This is a genomic window from Enteractinococcus helveticum (assembly GCF_020742345.1).
GTDB classification, from domain to species: Bacteria; Actinomycetota; Actinomycetes; order Actinomycetales; family Micrococcaceae; genus Yaniella; species Yaniella helvetica_A.
On sequence record NZ_DYXC01000153.1, the window covers coordinates 1 to 19,091 of the forward strand.

General features: G+C 54.4%; 17 protein-coding genes, 1 tRNA gene and 1 rRNA gene. 14 read left to right on the top strand and 5 right to left on the bottom strand.

Annotation, left to right across the window (positions count from 1 at the left end):
• The first annotated feature begins 11 nt into the window (after positions 1-11).
• A 5S ribosomal RNA gene (gene rrf / locus K8V32_RS13150) occupies positions 12-128 on the top strand.
• 162 nt (positions 129-290) lie between these two features.
• Complete coding sequence (locus K8V32_RS13155) at positions 291-896, top strand: GNAT family N-acetyltransferase (protein WP_303908362.1); 606 nt, start codon at positions 291-293, stop codon at positions 894-896.
• Positions 897-1,120: 224 nt separating this feature from the next.
• Here K8V32_RS13155 and K8V32_RS13160 read toward each other — a convergent pair whose 3' ends face one another.
• Together K8V32_RS13160 and K8V32_RS13165 are read right to left on the bottom strand one after the other, a co-directional pair.
• On the bottom strand, positions 1,121-1,747 hold the full coding sequence (locus K8V32_RS13160) for an NADPH-dependent F420 reductase (RefSeq protein ID WP_303908365.1): 627 nt from the start codon (positions 1,745-1,747) through the stop codon (positions 1,121-1,123).
• A complete protein-coding gene (locus tag K8V32_RS13165; protein ID WP_303908368.1) occupies positions 1,734-2,642 on the bottom strand; it encodes a fumarylacetoacetate hydrolase family protein in 909 nt (302 codons plus the stop codon). Before K8V32_RS13165 ends, K8V32_RS13160 begins: the two co-directional genes overlap by 14 nt.
• Positions 2,643-2,774: 132 nt before the next feature.
• On the opposite strand from K8V32_RS13165, the gene K8V32_RS13170 reads away from it, so the two are divergent.
• From K8V32_RS13170 to K8V32_RS13195, 6 genes are all read left to right on the top strand, one after another.
• The gene (locus K8V32_RS13170; RefSeq protein ID WP_303908370.1) at positions 2,775-3,254 is read left to right on the top strand and encodes a hypothetical protein; all 480 of its coding nucleotides are present in this window, start codon (positions 2,775-2,777) and stop codon (positions 3,252-3,254) included.
• Positions 3,255-3,335: 81 nt separating this feature from the next.
• Entirely contained in the window at positions 3,336-4,172 is an 837-nt protein-coding gene (locus tag K8V32_RS13175; RefSeq protein ID WP_303908372.1) for a DsbA family protein, read from the top strand.
• A 67-nt stretch (positions 4,173-4,239) separates the two neighbouring features.
• A tRNA-Thr gene (locus K8V32_RS13180) sits at positions 4,240-4,316 on the top strand.
• 349 nt (positions 4,317-4,665) lie between these two features.
• Entirely contained in the window at positions 4,666-6,186 is a 1,521-nt protein-coding gene (locus tag K8V32_RS13185; RefSeq protein WP_303908374.1) for an alanine/glycine:cation symporter family protein, read from the top strand.
• A 187-nt stretch (positions 6,187-6,373) separates the two neighbouring features.
• A complete protein-coding gene (locus tag K8V32_RS13190; RefSeq protein ID WP_303908377.1) occupies positions 6,374-7,168 on the top strand; it encodes an IclR family transcriptional regulator in 795 nt (264 codons plus the stop codon).
• A 168-nt stretch (positions 7,169-7,336) separates the two neighbouring features.
• Positions 7,337-8,641: a glycine cleavage T C-terminal barrel domain-containing protein gene (locus K8V32_RS13195; protein WP_303908380.1), complete on the top strand. Its 1,305-nt coding sequence runs from the start codon at positions 7,337-7,339 to the stop codon at positions 8,639-8,641.
• A gap of 67 nt (positions 8,642-8,708) precedes the next feature.
• Here the strand turns inward: K8V32_RS13195 and K8V32_RS13200 are convergent, their stop codons facing one another.
• Positions 8,709-10,331: an AlbA family DNA-binding domain-containing protein gene (locus tag K8V32_RS13200; protein ID WP_303908383.1), complete on the bottom strand. Its 1,623-nt coding sequence runs from the start codon at positions 10,329-10,331 to the stop codon at positions 8,709-8,711.
• A gap of 345 nt (positions 10,332-10,676) precedes the next feature.
• Here K8V32_RS13200 and K8V32_RS13205 point away from each other — a divergent pair, with 345 nt between their 5' ends.
• Complete coding sequence (locus tag K8V32_RS13205) at positions 10,677-11,513, top strand: hypothetical protein (RefSeq protein WP_303908386.1); 837 nt, start codon at positions 10,677-10,679, stop codon at positions 11,511-11,513.
• 173 nt (positions 11,514-11,686) lie between these two features.
• Positions 11,687-13,510, top strand: coding sequence for a threonine/serine exporter family protein (locus K8V32_RS13210; protein WP_303908390.1), 1,824 nt, complete (start codon positions 11,687-11,689; stop codon positions 13,508-13,510).
• A gap of 14 nt (positions 13,511-13,524) precedes the next feature.
• On the opposite strand, the gene K8V32_RS13215 is transcribed toward K8V32_RS13210, so the two are convergent.
• Positions 13,525-14,238, bottom strand: coding sequence for a uracil-DNA glycosylase (locus K8V32_RS13215; RefSeq protein WP_303908393.1), 714 nt, complete (start codon positions 14,236-14,238; stop codon positions 13,525-13,527).
• 74 nt (positions 14,239-14,312) lie between these two features.
• On the opposite strand from K8V32_RS13215, the gene K8V32_RS13220 reads away from it, so the two are divergent.
• The 4 genes from K8V32_RS13220 (at position 14,313) to K8V32_RS13235 (ending at position 18,123) form a co-directional block, all read left to right on the top strand.
• Positions 14,313-14,552, top strand: a complete 240-nt coding sequence (locus tag K8V32_RS13220; protein ID WP_303908396.1) for a DUF3263 domain-containing protein — start codon at positions 14,313-14,315, stop codon at positions 14,550-14,552.
• Positions 14,549-15,208 carry a LytR C-terminal domain-containing protein gene (locus K8V32_RS13225; RefSeq protein ID WP_303908398.1) on the top strand — a complete coding sequence of 220 codons (660 nt, stop codon included), beginning with the start codon at positions 14,549-14,551 and terminating at the stop codon, positions 15,206-15,208. The genes K8V32_RS13220 and K8V32_RS13225 overlap by 4 nt, the downstream gene beginning before the upstream one ends.
• Positions 15,209-15,420: 212 nt before the next feature.
• The gene (gene groL / locus K8V32_RS13230) at positions 15,421-17,064 is read left to right on the top strand and encodes a chaperonin GroEL (protein WP_303908401.1); all 1,644 of its coding nucleotides are present in this window, start codon (positions 15,421-15,423) and stop codon (positions 17,062-17,064) included.
• A gap of 141 nt (positions 17,065-17,205) precedes the next feature.
• Positions 17,206-18,123 (top strand): SDR family oxidoreductase, encoded by a 918-nt coding sequence (locus K8V32_RS13235; protein WP_303908404.1) that lies wholly within the window; start codon positions 17,206-17,208, stop codon positions 18,121-18,123.
• Here K8V32_RS13235 and K8V32_RS13240 read toward each other — a convergent pair.
• A complete protein-coding gene (locus tag K8V32_RS13240) occupies positions 18,120-19,052 on the bottom strand; it encodes a DUF4031 domain-containing protein (RefSeq protein ID WP_303908407.1) in 933 nt (310 codons plus the stop codon). The two genes, K8V32_RS13235 and K8V32_RS13240, sit on opposite strands and share 4 nt — an antisense overlap.
• Between the last annotated feature and the right edge of the window lie 39 nt (positions 19,053-19,091).

Consider the following 19,091-nt stretch of genomic DNA (forward strand, 5'->3'; position numbering starts at 1 on the left):
GGGTCTAGGGTTACGGTGGTTATAGCGTGGGGGAAACGCCCGGTCCCATTCCGAACCCGGAAGCTAAGACCCACAGCGCCGATGGTACTGCACCCGGGAGGGTGTGGGAGAGTAGGACACCGCCGGACAACCATTCACCAGTCCCCCTGACACCCCGTTTCAGGGGGACTGGCCTTTAACCAACACCCGGCACCAAGTGCAATAGGTGGCTCTGGTCTGATTTCCTCATTGTTTTCGATCACATCATGATGCGGATATCCTCGGATCATTCCGTGCCTTAGAATATGTGCATGGTCGAAATCCAAAATGCACACTGGACTCAAATGCGGCACGAAACCGCCTACAACATCGCACGGTTACGTAACCGCGTCTACGTCATGGAACAGGGCGTTATCAGCGTCGAAGAACTAGACGGTAGGGATCTTGAACCCACTACGCAAATTTGGTGGATTCAGATCGAGGGTGTCCCGGTTTCCACCTTGCGTGTGCTGCGCGAGGACCCCCTAACGCTGTCTATAGGCCGTGTCGCTACTGATAAAGCCTTCCGGGGTCACGGCCTAGCTAGCGCACTCATCAGAGCCGTAATGGCGTACTATCCAGATCAACGTCTCACTATGCATGCTCAGAGCCATCTGCAAGACTGGTACAGAACCTTCGGTCTGGAAACTGTCGGAGAACCATTCTATGAAGCAGGCATGGAACATGTGACTATGATTCGTGAACCTGTGCTGCAATCAGACAGTGAATTGCGTGATGATATTCATCCAGATAACTGGCCAAGCGTTAATGAGGACGCACCCTCAGAAGTAGACCACGGTACCCCAGAGCCCGGTACTCCCCAGTATTTTGAGGATCTCCAGAGACGTTACCGGATGCGCCGCAGCAGAAAATCCTAAGAAAAATTTGGTGCGTTATTTCTGATTTGGTGACTGTGATTACGCACTGAGGTAGTGAAAGCGTTTAGTCTATCCCGAAAGTCAAGCCTCTATCCCCTGATGTAAGAGGGGTTACTCTGGCTGAGATTCGTCGACCTCTGTGAAACCTCAGCGGCGTACTAAACGCATTCAATAGTAACAGCGGATCCGAAAAATCTCGAATCCGCTGTCGCTATTGTGAGATGCTATAGCCACTGTTGAGCCAACTGCTCTGCGGTAGCAGGAACATTAAAATAGGGCGTGCCGGGCTCAGCATGGCGACCTGCTGCTAGCGATTCGGCTATCACTGGTTCAAAACCCAGACTCCTGATCAACGCGGCGACAGACTTTGCCGCTGAACCATCATCCGCAGCTACTATGGCAGCGCGTGCTTCTTCAGTTACCGGTGCATCCATCGCCCAGTGCGAGATATGGTTCAGTGCCTTGACCACCTGAGCGTCAGGAAATCGTTGTGCGATCGCTTCTGAGGAACTCAACCCGGAAGCTAATCCCTCCTCGAGCCATATGGGTAGCGGCTCATCTTCCCACCGGTTTGTTGCATCTACCACAATACGCTGGGCGAGCCAGGCTGGCTCGACGTCGTCCAAATCCTCCTGGGGGACAGCGAGGATCACGAGATCGACCCCCGTGGCAATATCTTCAGCTAGCACCCCGCGAGCTTGGGGTGCGTATTGCAACAGGTGATAACGCATCTGTGAAGGGGTACGTGTTGACGCGATTTGTACGTCAATACCTGCCCGTGCGGCTGCACGAGCGAATGCGGTTCCAGCGCGGCCCGCACCAAGAATACCGATGCGACTAGACGATGACATTGCGTTGGGCACCAAGTCCTTCAATACGTGTTTCAACAACGTCGCCGGCTTTGAGCCAGGGACGACGCCCGTTTTCGTCGCGCATGGCCAAGGCCACTCCACCGGGTGTGCCAGTCAGGATGATGTCGCCCGGTAGCAAGGTAATGATTTGTGAAAGATATTCGACCAGTTCATCGACTTTAAAGACAAGGTCATCAACCGAATCATCTTGACGGATCTCACCGTTGACCAGGGTAGTGAGGCGCGCATTTTCCTTAAACTCATCTGGCGTGACCAACCATGGGCCAACCGGTGTGGTCGCCTCAAAGATCTTGCCCTGAGTCCATTCATCTGTGCGCCCCTGCATGCCACGCAACGAGAAATCGTTACTGACCGCATAGCCTGCGATGTAGTTCCTAGCGTTGCTGGCAGGGATGTTTTTACCGGGCGCGCTGATGATGACAGCTAGCTCACCTTCGTAATCCAGTCGGTGATCTAATGCTGGTAGCTCGATGTCGCTATAGGGGCCAGTGAGAGTCTGACCATACTTAGCAAAAACGGTTGGATACTCAGGTAGCTTCAGACCTGTTTCGAGGATGTGATTGCGGTAATTCAAGCCGATACAAAACACCTTCGAAGGATACGAGATGAGGGTGTCGTAGGTGAATTCGGAAACATCAAGCACTTTACTCGGATCGTGCTGTGCATCTTCGATCGCGCGGTGAACGCGTTCTTGTCGGTCATTTAACGGCAGCGTGAGATACGTGCCGACATCGACTATGCCTTCCAGCATGACCGCCTGCGTGGCGTATTCCACGCCTGAGTCGTCTGTGTCGGTTTCGGTAATGGCAGCTGCGAAGGTGGCACCGGGTTCATCAAGACGTTGATCGGGCATTCGAAAGGTAGCTAATTTCATAGTTCCAAGTTCATCACACTCTGGAGCTCCACGGTACGCTTTGACTACGCCAACCAGCAGAAAAAACTACGCGCTAAGTCAAAACTCCTGCAAATAGTGCAACTGCTGTTGAGAATCATAGACAATGGAAGTATGTTTGAGCCCTTGGACCTCCAGACCCCGCAACTGGCCGTTGGCTTGGGATTCGTCTTTGCCATCGCCGGTGCTGCGATCTTGGCGCACGCCACCTGGCGTCGGCGCCGTTTGCAAGCATGGGCAGCAGGGGAGTCTCGACGCTTTGAAGGGACCGACTCACGCGGTGAGCGCCCAGATGCGCCACGTGATGTCCGCATAGAAACCATAGCTGGACTTGTTGCGCTGTTTCTCGGCACCGCAGGTATTATTTACGGCATGGTGGGTCAAGAGCATCAGAATGCCGTGTTGGAGTCCAACACGATCGCAAAATACCCCCAGGTCCAGGAAGTCGAACCACAGGAGTGGCATGGCAACCTCTTGGAAGCCGAAGTGACCACGGTGGATGGGCAACGCCTTCCGTTGCGCATCTTATTTGATTCCGAAACTGGAGAGCCGACGGTTCAAGGAGACCATCCCGAGCTAGGAAACCAAGAGTAACCAGTTCAGGCAACTCTCAGTTATGAAACGTATACTCTGAGCCGTTCAAAATTTAACTATTCTCTACGCTAGGTAAGGATAATGGCCAAAAACAAGTCCGCCAGGAGTTCTCGCGACACGGTACGCCAGGCCCACGCTAACCAGTTGGCAGCTGAAAAACGTCGGTCTCGTACCATTACGTGGACCATCGTCGGTGTGATTGCTGCGATCGTTGCGATCATCGTCGTGGTGACTCTGATGAACTCATCTCGTTCGATCCCAGACGCCGGTCCTGCTCCATCCGCGGCGACCGCCTCTGGCGGGCTTTTGTTTGAAGATGGTGTACCTGTGGAAGGCGATAGCCCCGCGGAAGTCGATGCCACTACCGTTGAAGAGCCTGATCCTGATACTGCCGGCCAGATGCCGAGCGAAGTACCCGGTGCTGATCAAGCAGATATCATTATTTACGCTGATGCTAACTGCGTCTACTGTGCTCAATTCGACATGGAGAATGCCGAGGCGCTCGATAAGCTGGTCGAGGATGGGCATTCACTTGAATACCGGACCGTGAACTACTTGGATAACCCTGGTACCGAAAACTTCTCTTCACGTGCTGCAAATGCGATGGCCTGTGTGGCTGAAGAATCTCCAGAGCACGCAATGGACTACATCCACGAGGTCTTCATGAGCTACAACACGCACCAGGGTGCAGGACTGTCCAATGATGAGCTCATCAGCCTTGCGTCTGAGGTTGGCGTCGATATCAATGGCTGCGTTTCGGACAACACCTTCCGTCCATTCGTGAACTTCACAACCGCCAAAGCTATTGAAGCAGGAATTGCCGGCACCCCATCGATATGGGTCAACGGTGTGCAGTATGAAAATACTGCCAACGGCGAACCGTTCCAAGAATGGGCTGAAGCTCAACTCGAGGACTAAGTTTTTCTTTCCCTAATCTTTGAGCTAGACTAGCCAAGGTCGCAATGATCACGGTTATTCTAGCTACGCCTCCTTAGCTCAGCTGGCCAGAGCACCTGTCTTGTAAACAGGGGGTCATCGGTTCGAATCCGATAGGGGGCTCCATCACCCCGGAACTTCACTTTGAAGTTCCGGGGTTTCGTCTGCAAACCCTCGGCCGAAGCTTCACTTGGCTTCCTCAACTGCTGAGATGAGTTTTTGCCGTCGCGCGCCGAAGAGTCGAAGAGTATCACCTTGTCGAACGGCGTTACATCTGTGAATTCGGCGTTTGGTGACTTCAAATTACAATGCCGGACCAGGAATGTCACCGAGATGTTGAGATCTGCAGTGGATAGGTAGCCAAGGTCTACCGGCGAATAGGACTTGTCGGGTAACCTGGATCGTACGCAGTGATGCTCATCTCCTTTGCTCACACTTACCGTCCTCAGGGACAGTCTGAAGAGGATCTAGCACCATGACAGATTTAACAACAATTCTTGATGAAATTAGTGGCTTTGTTTGGGGGCCATTTTTCTTAATCCCGCTGTTGTTGGGAGCAGGACTTTACCTAACAATCCGGTTGGGCGGAATACAATTTACAAAACTCATCCCAGCGTTGAACCTGGGCATTATCAAACGGAAAGACCCGGGCTCTGAAGGCGATATTTCGCAGTTCCAAGCGCTCACGACAGCCCTGGCCGCCACGATCGGGACTGGGAATATTGTTGGGGTTGCGACAGCGCTAGCTATCGGTGGTCCCGGAGCCCTGTTCTGGATGTGGATGACTGGTCTGGTAGGTATGGCTTCCAAATACTCAGAAGCCTTCCTCGGTGTGCGGTTCCGCGGTACGGATACCGCGGGGGAAAAGTCTGGTGGACCGCAGTACTACCTGGAACGCGGAATCAAGGGTCCACTAGGAAAAATCTTAGGTCTCTCATTCGCGATCTTCGCGGTGATCGCGTGCTTCGGTATCGGCAACATGACCCAAGCCAATGCGATCGCCTCAAATGTTGAATCCAGCTGGAGTGTACCGATCTGGGTTACTGGTTTAGTCCTTACCGTGCTGACCCTGATCGTATTGGTCGGTGGTATTAAATCCATCGGACGCGTCACCTCAGGTCTTGTTCCGTTTATGGTTGTGTTCTATGTGCTCGGAGGGCTGTACATTTTGCTTGTGAATATCACAGCATTGCCCGGTGCCTTCGCTGACATCTTCACCTCGGCATTCGCTGGCTCAGAACAAGCTGTTGGCGGCTTCGCCGGAGCGGCGATCATCATCGTTATCCAATACGGTGTAGCTCGCGGTATGTTCTCCAACGAATCGGGGCTTGGTTCAGCTGCTATTGCTGCGGCAGCCGCACAAACCACTCACCCGGTACGCCAAGGCTTGGTATCCATGACTCAAACGTTCATCGATACCATCATCGTCGTCACGATTACCGGCCTCGTGATCGTGACCACTGGAACGTGGTCACAACAGGATCCCGAGACGGGCGAACAGATTTCCGCCTCACTGATGACGGGTGAGGCATTTAGTCACGGCCTACCCGGCGAGTGGGGTCACTGGGTGGTCACACTTGGTCTGGTACTTTTTGCATTCTCCACGATCCTGGCATGGTCGTATTATGGGGAACGAAATATCGAACGTCTCTTTGGACGCGGCTTGGTAATGCCGTTTCGCATCCTGTTCTCGCTGATCGTCTTCGTCGGCGCTACTGCAGAACTCGAAGTCGTATGGTTATTCTCCGATATCTTTAACGGCCTGATGGCATTACCGAACCTCATCGGCCTGCTCGTGCTTTCTGGCCTGATTGCTCGAGAAACGAAGTTTTACCTCCAGCATGATCCCAAGCTAGAAGCCGATAAGAACCAGATCGAGGCGTTCATGGCCGACAGGCCAGGTTGGGCCGAATGGAAATCTGGCGACGTCATTGGTTCCTCACGGAACTATGGTGCCGAATCGAAAGATACTACTGACTCTGGACAGATGACCTAGGCAATCTGATTTTCTGTAACGCAAACGTATCCGGCGGCGAAGTTTTTCCAACTTCGCCGCCGGATTCGTCGTACAGTTCTAGTTGCAGTTACTGCGAAGTCTTAATCAGGTGCCGTGTGTCACATACTGAAGTTGGGTAGTCTGGACGAATACACTGGCAGAACTCTGAGGGAGGAACACTAAGGCGATGGCAGAACACACTCCAGAAACTGTAGCTCCCATACAGTCAGTGGACCGCGCCATACAAATATTGCAGTTCCTCACAGAGGTACCTGAATTGAGTACTTCAGAAATTGCTCGAAGGCTGGGGGTACACCGATCAACAGCCTCACGACTATTAGCAACGCTCGAATATCGTGACGTCGTCGAACAAGTATCAGAGCGCGGTGCATATCGGTTGGGCCTGGGTATCTTACGGATGGCCTATCCTGTCTCCACTCGATTTGATCTGGCACGTGACGGTCAAGCAATTTGTGATGCACTTGCCGACACGACACAAGAGACCACCAATATCGCTATTTTAGATCAGGACCATGCGGTAACGATCACGCAGAGCACCGGTCAACAGATGGTTGGTGTAGCAGGACAGTATGTCGGGCAACGTGTTCCTTTGCATGCGACTTCGACCGGTAAGCTTCTGCTCGCCTATGCCCCTGATGAGGTGTGGCAACAGCTGGTGTCCCAGCCACTTGAGCGTTATACCGAAGCAACCCAGCAGGATGTGACTCAACTAGCCGAAGAGCTGCGCAGCATTCGAAAACGAGGTTGGTCCAGTGCTGTTGGCGAATGGGAAGAAGGTATTAACGCGCTGGCCGTCCCGGTATGGGACGCCACCGGTCAACTGGTAGCCGTCGTGTCTGTCACGGCTCCGGCATTTCGCATGCCCGAGGAGCAGTTTGACGAGTTTTTGAACCATCTCGAAACGGCAGCAAAAGATTTTGAGGTGCGTTTAGGATTCTCACGAGTAGTGCCAACCGCGTGAGGATCGCTGTAAGAAAATAGACCTTAAAAGCCCACACAGCCTTCTTTACGAGTGACGATTGTCACAGTAGAATGTTGTATAGTGCTGCATAGTGCGAATGATGTAGCACATTATGCAACAGGGGTGATGGTTTACCATCACGCCCTCCTTTCCCAGGGGAGGACTACTATGACTGCAAATTTCCCTTCCATCAATCAATCTGACCGCAAGGTTCCAATTAATCTACGACAGTCGGGTCCCACCCCGGTTGAAATGTTGATTGACACCCGGGTGAGAAAATCCCCCTACTGGCACCTGTCTATGGAGGCAGGTTGTTGGCGTGCATCAATCTATAACCGCATGTATCACCCTCGCGGCTATGTCCGTCCCGATGATGGCGGAATGATGGTGGAATATGATGCGCTGGTTAACCACGTAACCCTCTGGAATGTTGCCGTTGAGCGTCAGATCCAGGTCAAGGGCTCCGATGCTGAAGCTTTCGTCAATTTTGTTATCACCCGAGACGCCACCAAGATTCCTGTGATGCGAGCACGGTATGTGATTCTGTGCAATGAACGCGGCGGGATTCTCAATGATCCGGTGCTGTTGCGTGTGGCAGAAGACGAATTCTGGTTCTCCATTTCCGATTCCGACCTTGAGCTGTGGTTGCAAGGCGTCAACGTTGGTCGACGATTCGACGTGGACATCCAAGAAATTGACGTATCCCCTGTGCAAATCCAAGGGCCCAAATCGGTGGATCTGATGGTCGATCTGTTCGGTGATCAAGTCGCAAAGTTACCGCCCTACGGATTGATGACAGGTGATGTTTCCGGCCATGAGGTGATCATCTCACAAACCGGTTTCTCAGGGGAGAAAGGCTATGAGATCTACCTCTACGATGCTTCTCAGCACGCTGAAGTGCTCTGGAACGCCGTCCTCGAGGCCGGTGAAAAACACCAGCTATCGGTGGTGGCTCCTGCGCACCACCGACGTATTGCAGCCGGTATTCTGTCGTGGGGGCAGGATATGGATCAAGAGGTCATTCCGTTCCAGGTGAACTTGTCATATCAAGTACCGCGCGAGAAGCAGGCCGACTATATCGGCAAGTCTGCCCTTGAAGCAGCTCGGGCTCAACTCGAAGCCGGTCGTTACCCATTTACGCATCAGTTGGTCGGCCTGATCATGGGTGGCGCACCGATTGATGATTATGCGCCAGATTTCTGGTTGATTTCCTCAAGGGCAGATAGCGCTCCGGTCGGCTACGTGACCTCACCGTGGTACTCACCCGAAATCGGGCAGAATATTGCGATGGCATATGTCCCGGTCGAACAATCAGCGCTCGGCACCGAACTGTGGGTTCACCTTCCCGAACAATACGCAGACGTACCTGGCAGCCCCGTGGCAGCACAGGTTGTTGAGATGCCGTTTAGGGAATCGGTCAATCCGAATCAGCGTGAGATTCTGCGCGGTAAGGGCATGGACGCTGCCATCTAATAAGTCCTAGACATACTGTGGGACTCCATTTGGTAATGGAGTCCCACGGCTTCGTTGAAGTGGTTGATTAGCCGTTATATCGCTGTGGCGTGAAATCTAGGACATTATGGCGGGAGCGAGCAGACGGAAGACTGGCACGGTTGTTCCCTTCGACAATCTGATCTATAAACTCGGAGATCCATGGCGGCAGAGGTTGCCAGCCCGTGAAGTATTTTTCTCGGTTGGAGACTTTTTCTGCGTGACTATAAGTACTTCGCAAGGCTTGGGCGATTTCTTTTTCGCAAGCTTTGGGAAAGAGCCTGGCTCGCATCTCACCGTTGGTAACGGTCCGTTCAATGATCGGCAAGATCCGCCAGTGTTTAAACGCCGCCGACGCCGCATACGCGCCACCACCGCCGTATTCACGTGCTGACGCATTGACAAGCCAGGCGTAGAGGAAATCAAACTGGCACAATGAATTCAATAACACATCGGTCTTGCGTGTCTTATTATTATGCAATCCGAAGTCGTGCAGCACATCGGGACGCACCAAGGGATAGGTCCAGGCCCAGGACAACCCTTCTGAGATCATGGCACCATTGTCATCGGCGTCCTGGTCAGTGGCATCGGCGATACGTGAGGTAAAGGGGTACTGATCGTGAGCGGAAGCTTCGATCTGCCCGTACCGAATCCAAGAGCTATAGCGCGGATGCGCAGGCGTGCGCTGAAATGGTCGCAGAACCAACTCGGGTATCAGCTGCCAACAGCCTAACCGCACCGCAGCTGCTCCAAATAAATAAGCGGCCACAATCGTGGCCGCTACAGCACTGGGGAATTTGGCAATGGAAGTGAACGCATCGTACAGGGTGTCGATGGTCTTGATGGCTAAATCATAGTCATCGGCAAGCATTGCTTCACACCCGACCCCAACGAGTCGTACCAACGGCTTGACCTGATCTTCGGCCGACACGATCTCTTCTCTGGTATTTTGCAGAAAAATTTTCAGCTCTGCCCGATTGCCCTGGCGAATATTAGCCCGAATCGCACCGGAGACCGTATCGTCTGCCAAAAACGGTTCCAGTGGCACATTGATCTTGCCCCCGGGTCCGATAGCTTCGACGAGTTTCGACATCAAGGAGTTGACGTCGCTGGTGGCTTCTTCTTTGATCTGATGGTCGTGTTTGGCAAGTACCGATGGCCAATCGCGATAACGCACCGGCGCGTTGCCGGCGCCGTCACGAATAAAAATTTCACCGGGCCGAAAGAGGGTTTTCGTTTTCATTCTGCCCTTGCCATTGGGCGAATTGTACTGGCCAACTCGCATCATAGGCACCGGTAATCCGGAGCGGGTAGAAAAGATAGCTATAACGACGACGTCGCTGCCGTTGACCCGATGAATCTGTGAGACGACTTCAATATCGGCCTCAATATATTTACCGATTTTGTCGCGCAGTGTCGCACCGTCGTACATCTGCGGGTTTTTGATTCGCCACGGCGTATCTGGCAGGGTACCTTCGTCAGTGATGCCGATCAACATGTATCCACCCGGCGGGCGATTGGCCATGGCGACGGCATCTTTGACGAAACTCAGTTCGTGTTTACGATCGCGCAGGTCGAGCTCAACTTTAAACTCTAGCTGCGTCTGCTCGCCAAGTCGTAGAAGTTCCTGAAGTTTTTCCTCGTCCGTTCTGCCGTCCCATACCACTGCCATAGGTGATCCCAATCGTGAGAAATAGCCGGAGCCGCCGAGCGATCCATAGGCAGGACCGCATAAACTCGGTGGAGCCTTCTGACACTACGGTAGCGCAGGTTTAGGCCAAAACGACAGAGTAAGGGACGATATCTTAGGCTTTTAGCATCGCGGAAATCTCACGGTTGGTTGTCATTCAACTCGAATTTTCTTATCGGAAAAAATTCTCTTGTGCTGCCTGAACGCGCACTGCTTGCCAACAAGTCCTGGGCACCAGCGACGTCGTCACGGTCGCTTTTGTCCGTCAGAATACGCTGCGACTGATCCTGGCAGTGATACGGTGATCAACGAATGTAAGGAATGACTATGGCACCCCATCATACCTCGGAAGACAACTTTGAACACTGGACAAGCCCAGCTGGTCAGCACATAAACCAGTCCCAATACTGGCAGGGGCAGGCTGGCCTATACTACGATCCGAATAACCCGGCGGCTTGGCACCAGGCCAGCCACATGCCAAGCGGGCGTTCACCTCGTAGACCCGTTTATCAACAGTGGTGGTTTATTACGGTTCTGGTGGTGTTGGTTCTGGGTGGGGTTGCCATTGCGTTAACTGTGACTTTCGGTCAGGCTTCCAATGACGACGTCGCGCAGCACCCCGGGGTGGATGAACCTGTAGCACCCCTGGCTCCAGAAGAATCCCTCAACCCAGACGATTTGCGGGTTGAACGCTCTGACGACGGCCAATTCGTGTTACCAGACGGTGGCACCGAAGAACAGGCAGTTGCGACGGTTCAAGAACGCATCGACGCCGGATACTCGTATTATGGGCCCACGGATTTCATTGATCTATTGCGCTATGAAGGCTATCAAAACGAAGCCATCGAATATGCGCTAAATACCGTGGACATCGACTGGAATGAACAAGCGCTGGGGGCCGCTCAGGGTATGAGTGACAGTGAATATAGCGGTTACTCGGCCCAAGAGATTCAAGAGTCGCTCAGCAGGTCGGGCTTTATTCATGATGAGGTTCAGTATGCACTGGACAACATCGATATTGATTACAATGCCCAGGCGCTGCAAGCCTTGGAATCATATACCGAAAATTTCGCTGACTACTCTGAAGTCGAGCTGCGTCAGTATCTGGAATATGCTGGGTTCCAGGACTCGGAAATTGATCACGCCTTGGACAATATTGACTAGTCACATCCCAGGAATCTCCTAGCCGTTTCACGGTTTGGAGCACTACCAAAAGTATGGGATTCTAATACTGTCAATGCGTGTTGGGATCCTTGGTTCCGTTGATCAAACGGGCCACGATCCAAGAGCCCCGGGAGGAACTGACCCCGGGACTTTTCCTTGGAGGGAGGGCGGCTGTGGCCAACGAGCAGCATGATGTATCTAGGGCTGAAGAGCAACTGGAACCTCAGACTGGTCAAGAGTCGGTGGATGAACCCAACAACCCGCAGGAGCCACCCGCCGAGGTGAGTAGCATGCCGGTGATCCGTCCGGCGGTGACCCTGCCAAACCCAGATGTGGAAGCACGCCAGATGGCTCCGCAGGTTACTGAACCTGAGACGGCGCCGACAGAGCCGGTTCCGACCTCGGTGCTTGCGGCCAGCGATGATACCGAGACGGTTGCGCCGTTACGGGAGCCACCCAAACCGGAGCAAGAAGCAGCCTACGTTCAGGAGAAAACTGCCCCGCATACCCGAAAGTTCCCGGCGCTGACAACGTGGCGCCAAGCGTTCCAGGGGCTTACGGATCGTACCAAAGCCAAAAGTGCTGACCCCGATGCGGATCGGGCAAGTTTTACTGAAGAATATGCGCCCTATACTGAAGCGCTGCCCACTCAGGCTCTCCGCTTAGTTGACCGGCTGCAGGATTCGCCCTATCAACTCACCGGGGACCGCTATAAGGCTGTTGCAGAGGCTAAGGAAGCCCATAACACGATGCTACTTGCCCTCAAGCTGGGGGAGACGATGTTTCGTTTTGGCGCCGGTGCGTTGGAAGTTGAAACTTCGATCATTGTGGTGACTCAGGCCTATGGGGTATTCGACGCTGAAGTTGATATCACCAACCAGTCCATTTCGCTGAACTTTGCACCGGTTGGTGAGCCACCTGCGACCTACCAGCGGGTGGTCCGCACCTGGGGGTCCGACTATGCAGGCCTGGCAGATCTACACCAGCTGGTGACCGAAATTGCTGCCGGAGCGGTTGAGCGCGATGATGCACATGCTCGACTTGCCGCCATTCGACAGCGTAAGAAAACCTTCCCCACCTGGGTGTCGTTTCTTGCCAATGGTGTGTGGGCCTCCTCCTTCGTTATTTTCATCGGGGGCTCGTGGTTCTCGGCACTATTGACCTTGGGCGTCACCGCGCTGATCATGGCAACGGTGTATCTGATGGGGCGATTGCGTGCCTCAGATGTTTTTGCAACCATGGCCGGTGGGCTCGTGGCCACACTCATCGCCTTTGGGCTGTATTGGTCCGAAGTGTTTCGTGATCCAGCACTAATGATCGCCGCTGCGCTGATAACCCTGGTGCCGTCGTTACGCATCGTGTCGGCAGTCCAAGACGGTATTAACGGCTTCCCGGTGACCTCAGCCGGACGTATGGTGTCCTCGGCATTAGTGTACGTGGGGCTGGTAGCCGGCATTACGGTAGGCATCGTGGCCTTCAGTATGCTGGGCGCCCCCGAAATCGATATCACCGCCATGCCCTCGCGCCAATATCCGTATTGGCTCATCACCGTGATCGTGGCCATTGCCGCGATGGCAATGTCCATGGCAGAACAAACTCGGATGCGACTCATTTTGCCCACCGGACTCGTTTCGGCAGTGGGCTACCTGGTATATGTCGGCGCCGTAGAACTTGGGTTAGGCCCTAGCATCGCACCGGCGGTTGCCGCCGTCGTCGTGGGATTCTGCGCTCGCATTGTGGCCCTGAGTCTGGGGGCGCCCCAGCTGGTGGTCGCGGTTCCGGCCAGCATTTTCTTACTCCCCGGGCTCATGATTTTCCGGGCGGTGTATGAAATCGGGACCAACGTGGAAATGATGTCCGGCGGGGTGATGGCGTTATTACAGGCCTCGGTCATTATTATGGCCATGGCGTCGGGGCTGGTGTTAGGTGATTCCCTGGCGCGACCGTTGACTTCCGGTCTAAAATCCAACGAACGACGTCGTTCGGGGCACCGCTAACGTCGACAAACCGGTTAGAATTGCTCGGATTGTGCGGACTGCCGGTGTGAATTGGCGGCCCAATCAATGGGTTCGATGCCGTGGGCGACCAAGAAGTGGTTGGTTTTGGAAAACGGTTTGGAACCGAAGAATCCCCGGCGGGCGGAGAGTGGCGAAGGGTGGGCCGCGGTGAGGACCAGTGTGTCGTCGGCGGTGAAACGCGGGGCCAGAGTTCTGGCCTGGCCGCCCCATAGGATCACCACGAGAGGAGTGCCACGGCAGGCTAGTCCATCAATAACCGCATCGGTGATGGTCTCCCAACCAAGGTTTCTATGCGAGCCAGCGGCATGTGCCGTGACTGTTAGGACGCGGTTGAGTAGAAACACGCCTTGTGCTTCCCAACCCGATAGATCACCTGTGTCGGCCGGAGCGATGCCAAGATCGTCTTGGAGCTCTTTATAAATGTTGACCAGAGACCGCGCCAGTGGGCGAACATGAGGATCAAGCGCGAAACTCAGCCCGACCGCATGGCCCGGGGTGGGGTAGGGATCCTGACCGACAATCAGTACTTTGATTTGGTCAACGGGCATACTAAATACCCGCAAGACGTTGTCGGCAGCGGGCTCGATATGTTCGCCGGCGTCGCGGCGCGAGGCAATGTGCTCCATGAGCGTGTGCAATGTGTTGGATACCGGTTCCAGGATGGAATACCACGATGCGTGGATTTCAGGCCAGGCAGAAAAGGTCATGCGGTTAGCCTAACGAATCTGACGGCATGCGGTAGTTTAGACTGGTGGCGATGAATGGATCTGAGAGGGGTAGCATGGCTGGGTTGAGCGATATCGACCAGCAGATGCTGGAGTTTGAAAAACGCTCCTGGCATTACGCTGGTGCCAAAGATCGGGATATTTCCGATACATTTGGGATGACGCCGACCAGGTACTATCAGAAACTGGCGCGGCTGATCCTTACTGAACAGGCATATGCCCATGACCCAATGTTGGTCGAGCGCCTGTTGCAATCCCGTTCCACAATGCACCGTGCAGAAGGTATGGCATCTTGAGTCAGGACCTAAAACCTACATCGCAATACCCGCGTGACCGCTTCGACGACGTCGAGTCATATACCACCCAACAGGGCGCGCACCGCAAAGAATTTTCCACACCCAGGGGTGCTGGCCAGCTCAACGCGATTATCCTGGCCGGCGGGGCAGCATTAGCTATCGGGGTCGGCGCGTACCTGTGGCTGGCGCCCAGCGACCCGTTGAACATGGCAGCACCGGAGCCCACCGAAACGGTTAGTGCGCCGGTCGACGAAGAAACGGTTGAACCGGAGGAGCCGACGGAGGAACCTGAAGAGCTCGTTGAGCCAGAACCGGTTGAAGAACCGGAGCCGGAAGAATCCGAAGCATCACCGACGCCTGAACCCACCGAAGAAGAAACGAACGAGCCCGAAGACGAGGTTGATTACTCACTACCGATCTCGGTGTATAACGCTTCGAGTATCCAAGGTTACGCGGCATCGATTGCTCAAGAATTGGGCGGGGCCGGTTTTAACGTTCCGGTGGCAGATAACTGGACGGGCAATGTGCCGTCACAAACAACCGTGTATTTCTCGTCTGACGAAGCCACCGCGGTAGCCGTAGCGGATGAGATTGGTGCCGTTGCCGTGTATGAACCCACGGTTGAAGGCGTGTTAGTTGTCTTAACAGCGAACTAATAATTGACGTATTACTTGCACTCAGGGGTTCCGAGTGCTAAAAATAGATTTAGCACTCTCCGGGTGTGACTGCCAAAGTCTGTCCGGAGAATTACCTCACCATCAGCTGAAACTCTGTGCACCGCCACCCGGTTAGGTGTCAGGGTTTGCCGTCGCGGGCACTGTGGTGCAGGTGCGGAACACCTAATCGTCCCGAAAGGACCGTGCAATACATGGCTAAGACCATTGCATTTGACGAAGAAGCTCGCCGCGGCCTCGAAACGGGTTTGAATACCCTGGCTGAGGCGGTCAAAGTTACCTTGGGCCCACGCGGGCGCAATGTCGTACTGGAAAAACAGTGGGGCGCGCCGACTATCACCAATGATGGTGTCTCGATCGCTAAAGAGATCGAGCTCGAGGACCCCTACGAAAAAATCGGTGCCGAACTCGTCAAAGAGGTTGCCAAGCGCACCGATGATGTAGCCGGTGACGGTACCACCACCGCAACTGTTTTGGCTCAGGCCCTGGTTTCTGAAGGCCTGCGCAACGTTGCTGCCGGTGCCGACCCAATCGCACTGCGCCGCGGTATCGACAAGGCTGTTACGGCTGTCACCGCAGCGCTGCAGGACCAGGCTCGCGAAGTCGAAACCAAAGACCAGATCGCCAACACCGCCTCCATCTCCGCTGGTGACAACGAAATTGGTCGTATCATCGCTGAAGCACTGGACAAGGTCGGTAAAGAAGGCGTTGTGACCGTTGAAGAGTCCAACACCTTTGGCCTGGATCTGGAACTGACCGAAGGTATGCGCTTCGATAAGGGCTACATCTCCGGTTACTTCGCAACCGACGGCGAACGCCAGGAAGCTGTCCTGGAAGACCCATACATCCTGATCGTCAACTCCAAGATCTCGAATGCTCGTGACATGGTTGGCATCCTGGAAAAAGTCATGCAGTCGGGCAAACCACTGCTGATCATCGCCGAAGATGTTGAAGGCGAAGCCCTGGCAACCCTGGTTGTCAACAAGATTCGTGGCACCTTCAAATCAGTTGCTGTCAAAGCTCCAGGCTTTGGTGACCGTCGCAAGGCTATGCTCAACGACATCGCTATCTTGACCGGTGGCCAGGTCATCTCTGAAGAAGTTGGCCTGACCCTGGAAAACGCCACCCTGGAGATGCTGGGCACCGCCCGCAAGGTTGTCGTTTCCAAGGATGAAACCACCATCGTTGAAGGTGCTGGCGACTCCGATCAGATCGCTGGTCGCGTCAACCAGATCCGTGGCGAAATCGACACCACCGATTCCGACTATGACCGTGAAAAACTGCAGGAACGTCTGGCCAAGCTGGCCGGCGGTGTTGCTGTAATTCGCGCCGGTGCCGCCACTGAAGTCGAGCTCAAAGAACGCAAGGCTCGCATCGAAGACGCCATTCGTAACGCAAAAGCCGCTGTTGAAGAAGGCATCGTTGCTGGCGGTGGCGTTGCACTGATCGAAGCTGCTCAGAAAGCATTTGCTGAACTGAAAGTGGAAGGCGATGAAGCCACCGGTGCACGCATCGTCCAGATCGGTGTTGAAGCCCCACTGAAGCAGATTGCACAGAACGCTGGTCTGGAGGCAGGCGTCGTTGTCGACAAGGTCAAGAATCTACCGGACGAAAACGGCCTCAATGCTGCCACCGGCGAATACGTCAACCTGCTGGAAGCCGGCATCAACGACCCAGTTAAAGTGACCCGTTCCGCTCTGGAAAACGCTGCTTCGATTGCAGGCCTGTTCCTGACCACCGAAGCTGTCATCGCTGACAAACCAGAACCAGTCGACCCAGCCGCCGCTGCTGCTGCTGGTGGTATGGACGGTATGGGTGGCATGGGCGGCATGATGTAAGCCTGCTTGCTCGAAGCAACACCCGAAGATAGACGCTATCTCACCAAGGTCCCGGTCAACTGACCGGGACCTTGGTGATTAAGCCTGGCACGCAGTTGACGGGTTTGTAGAATGTATCGATAGGCCAGAAAGGAAAATGCCGTGGGCAAAGTTCTTCGGGGCATTCGAAACCTTAGCGTCACAGCGGGTGCAATTGGTGCTGCCGGTGTTTGGTACCGTAAACGCGCAGAACGACATCTGTCCCTGCGTGCTCAAACAGTCCTGGTAACCGGTGCCGGATCCGGTCTTGGACGGTTACTGGCAATTGGAGCAGCGCAACGCAATGCGGCCCACGTTGTAGTGTGGGATATTAACGAACAGGCCGCCAGCAACGTCGTGGAAGCAATTCAAGCCGATGGAATCGACGCCACCTACGATATCGTTGACCTCGCCGATGACGAATCCGTTGATGCCGCTGGTCAAGCTGTTCGTCAACGCATCGGAGGAATAGATTTTCTGATCAATAATGCCGGCATCGTTACCGGCAAGAAGTTTCTTGAACAACGTCATGACGACGTCGAGCGCACCTTTCAAATTAATACCCTGGCACTGTATCGGGTGACACGACAGTTCCTGCCCAATATGATTGCCAATAATTTCGGTTCCGTAACCGTTATCGCCTCAGCTGCATCATTAATCGGCGTTGCCCGGCAGACGGATTATGCCGCTTCAAAGTGGGCAGCCCATGGGTTTACCGAATCGCTACGTGCCGAGATGCGACACTACGGCCGTGGAATTCATACCTTATCGGTTCACCCGTTTTACGTTGACACCGGAATGTTCGACGGCGTGAGCTCGCCAAATGTGTTGCTGCCGATTCTGCGTCCCGAAGCCGTCGTACACAAAATCTTTCGTGCCCTGGAATCCGGCAAACGCCAGCTGATTTTGCCGTCAAGTGCGGTGGCTGCCAATTGGCTAAAACTTCTGCCGGTATCGGTAGCTGATCAGGTGAGCGATGCACTGGGGATTAATTCGACTATGGATCACTTCACCGGTTGCACCACGGCGGTCGAAGATTAGTCCCGTGACTTGCCGCGGCGCGGATATAATTCAGACATCAGATTTCGACGAGCAGGCCGTTCCCAACGGCGACGTCCGGTGCCGGTATTAAAGATTGGGTTTCGTGCCAGCATGCGACGCAAGAATTTTTCTCGACCGATTGCAAAGTCTTTGTCGCTGACTTTGACGAAGTCCTTACGGATGCCCTCGCGATAGCGCTGATAGCCACCTGAGTTTCTGGATAGTACCTCAAGGTCGGCGTCGCAGAGCACTTTGCCGCCGTCATCGTCTTCGTGGGGATCATGTGTGAACGTGAGACGAATCAGCCGAGCGGTTTCCAAAATCTCGGGACCTGGCACCCCGAGTTCGGGCAGGACACGTTCTGCAAGTCGAGCCGAGTCTTCTTCATCTTGTCCTGGCGGCAAAATCGGGTCGGCACGGTAGACAGCATCATGAAACCAGCCTGCGAGTTTGACGGCCCGTGGAAATGGTCCCATCGGTTCGCCCTGGCGTTCTAGATAGTCGATCCCTTTGAGCACCGACATCAGGTGGGTCAGATCGTGATAGTGACGGTGGTCTTCACTCCACCGTTCTATGAGTGCATCGCAGATCGGGCCACGATCCAGCTCGGAGGTGTTTGGGAAAAGTCGATCGAAACGCTGGTGAAGGATCTTTTCGAGTTTTGAAGCGCGTTCTGCCGCAGTAATACGTAACCCGGACTTCACGAGACGACGGACCAACTCGGATCCGGAGACTGGCTGCGCGCCAGCCGAAACAAGTTCTTCGTATTGACTCACTGGGATATCGTAGTGGTCGCCGTCGAAGGCATGCGGCGGAATCCCGTTTGCACGAGCAAAAGCATGCAGTTCCTCAAGAGACTCGTCCGAGACGAGATGAGAGAACACGGTACCATGAGCCGGCCACCGTGCGGGATCGATCAATATGGCCATGCTCCTAGCCTACCCACCTTTCGTCTGGTGCTATGTCAG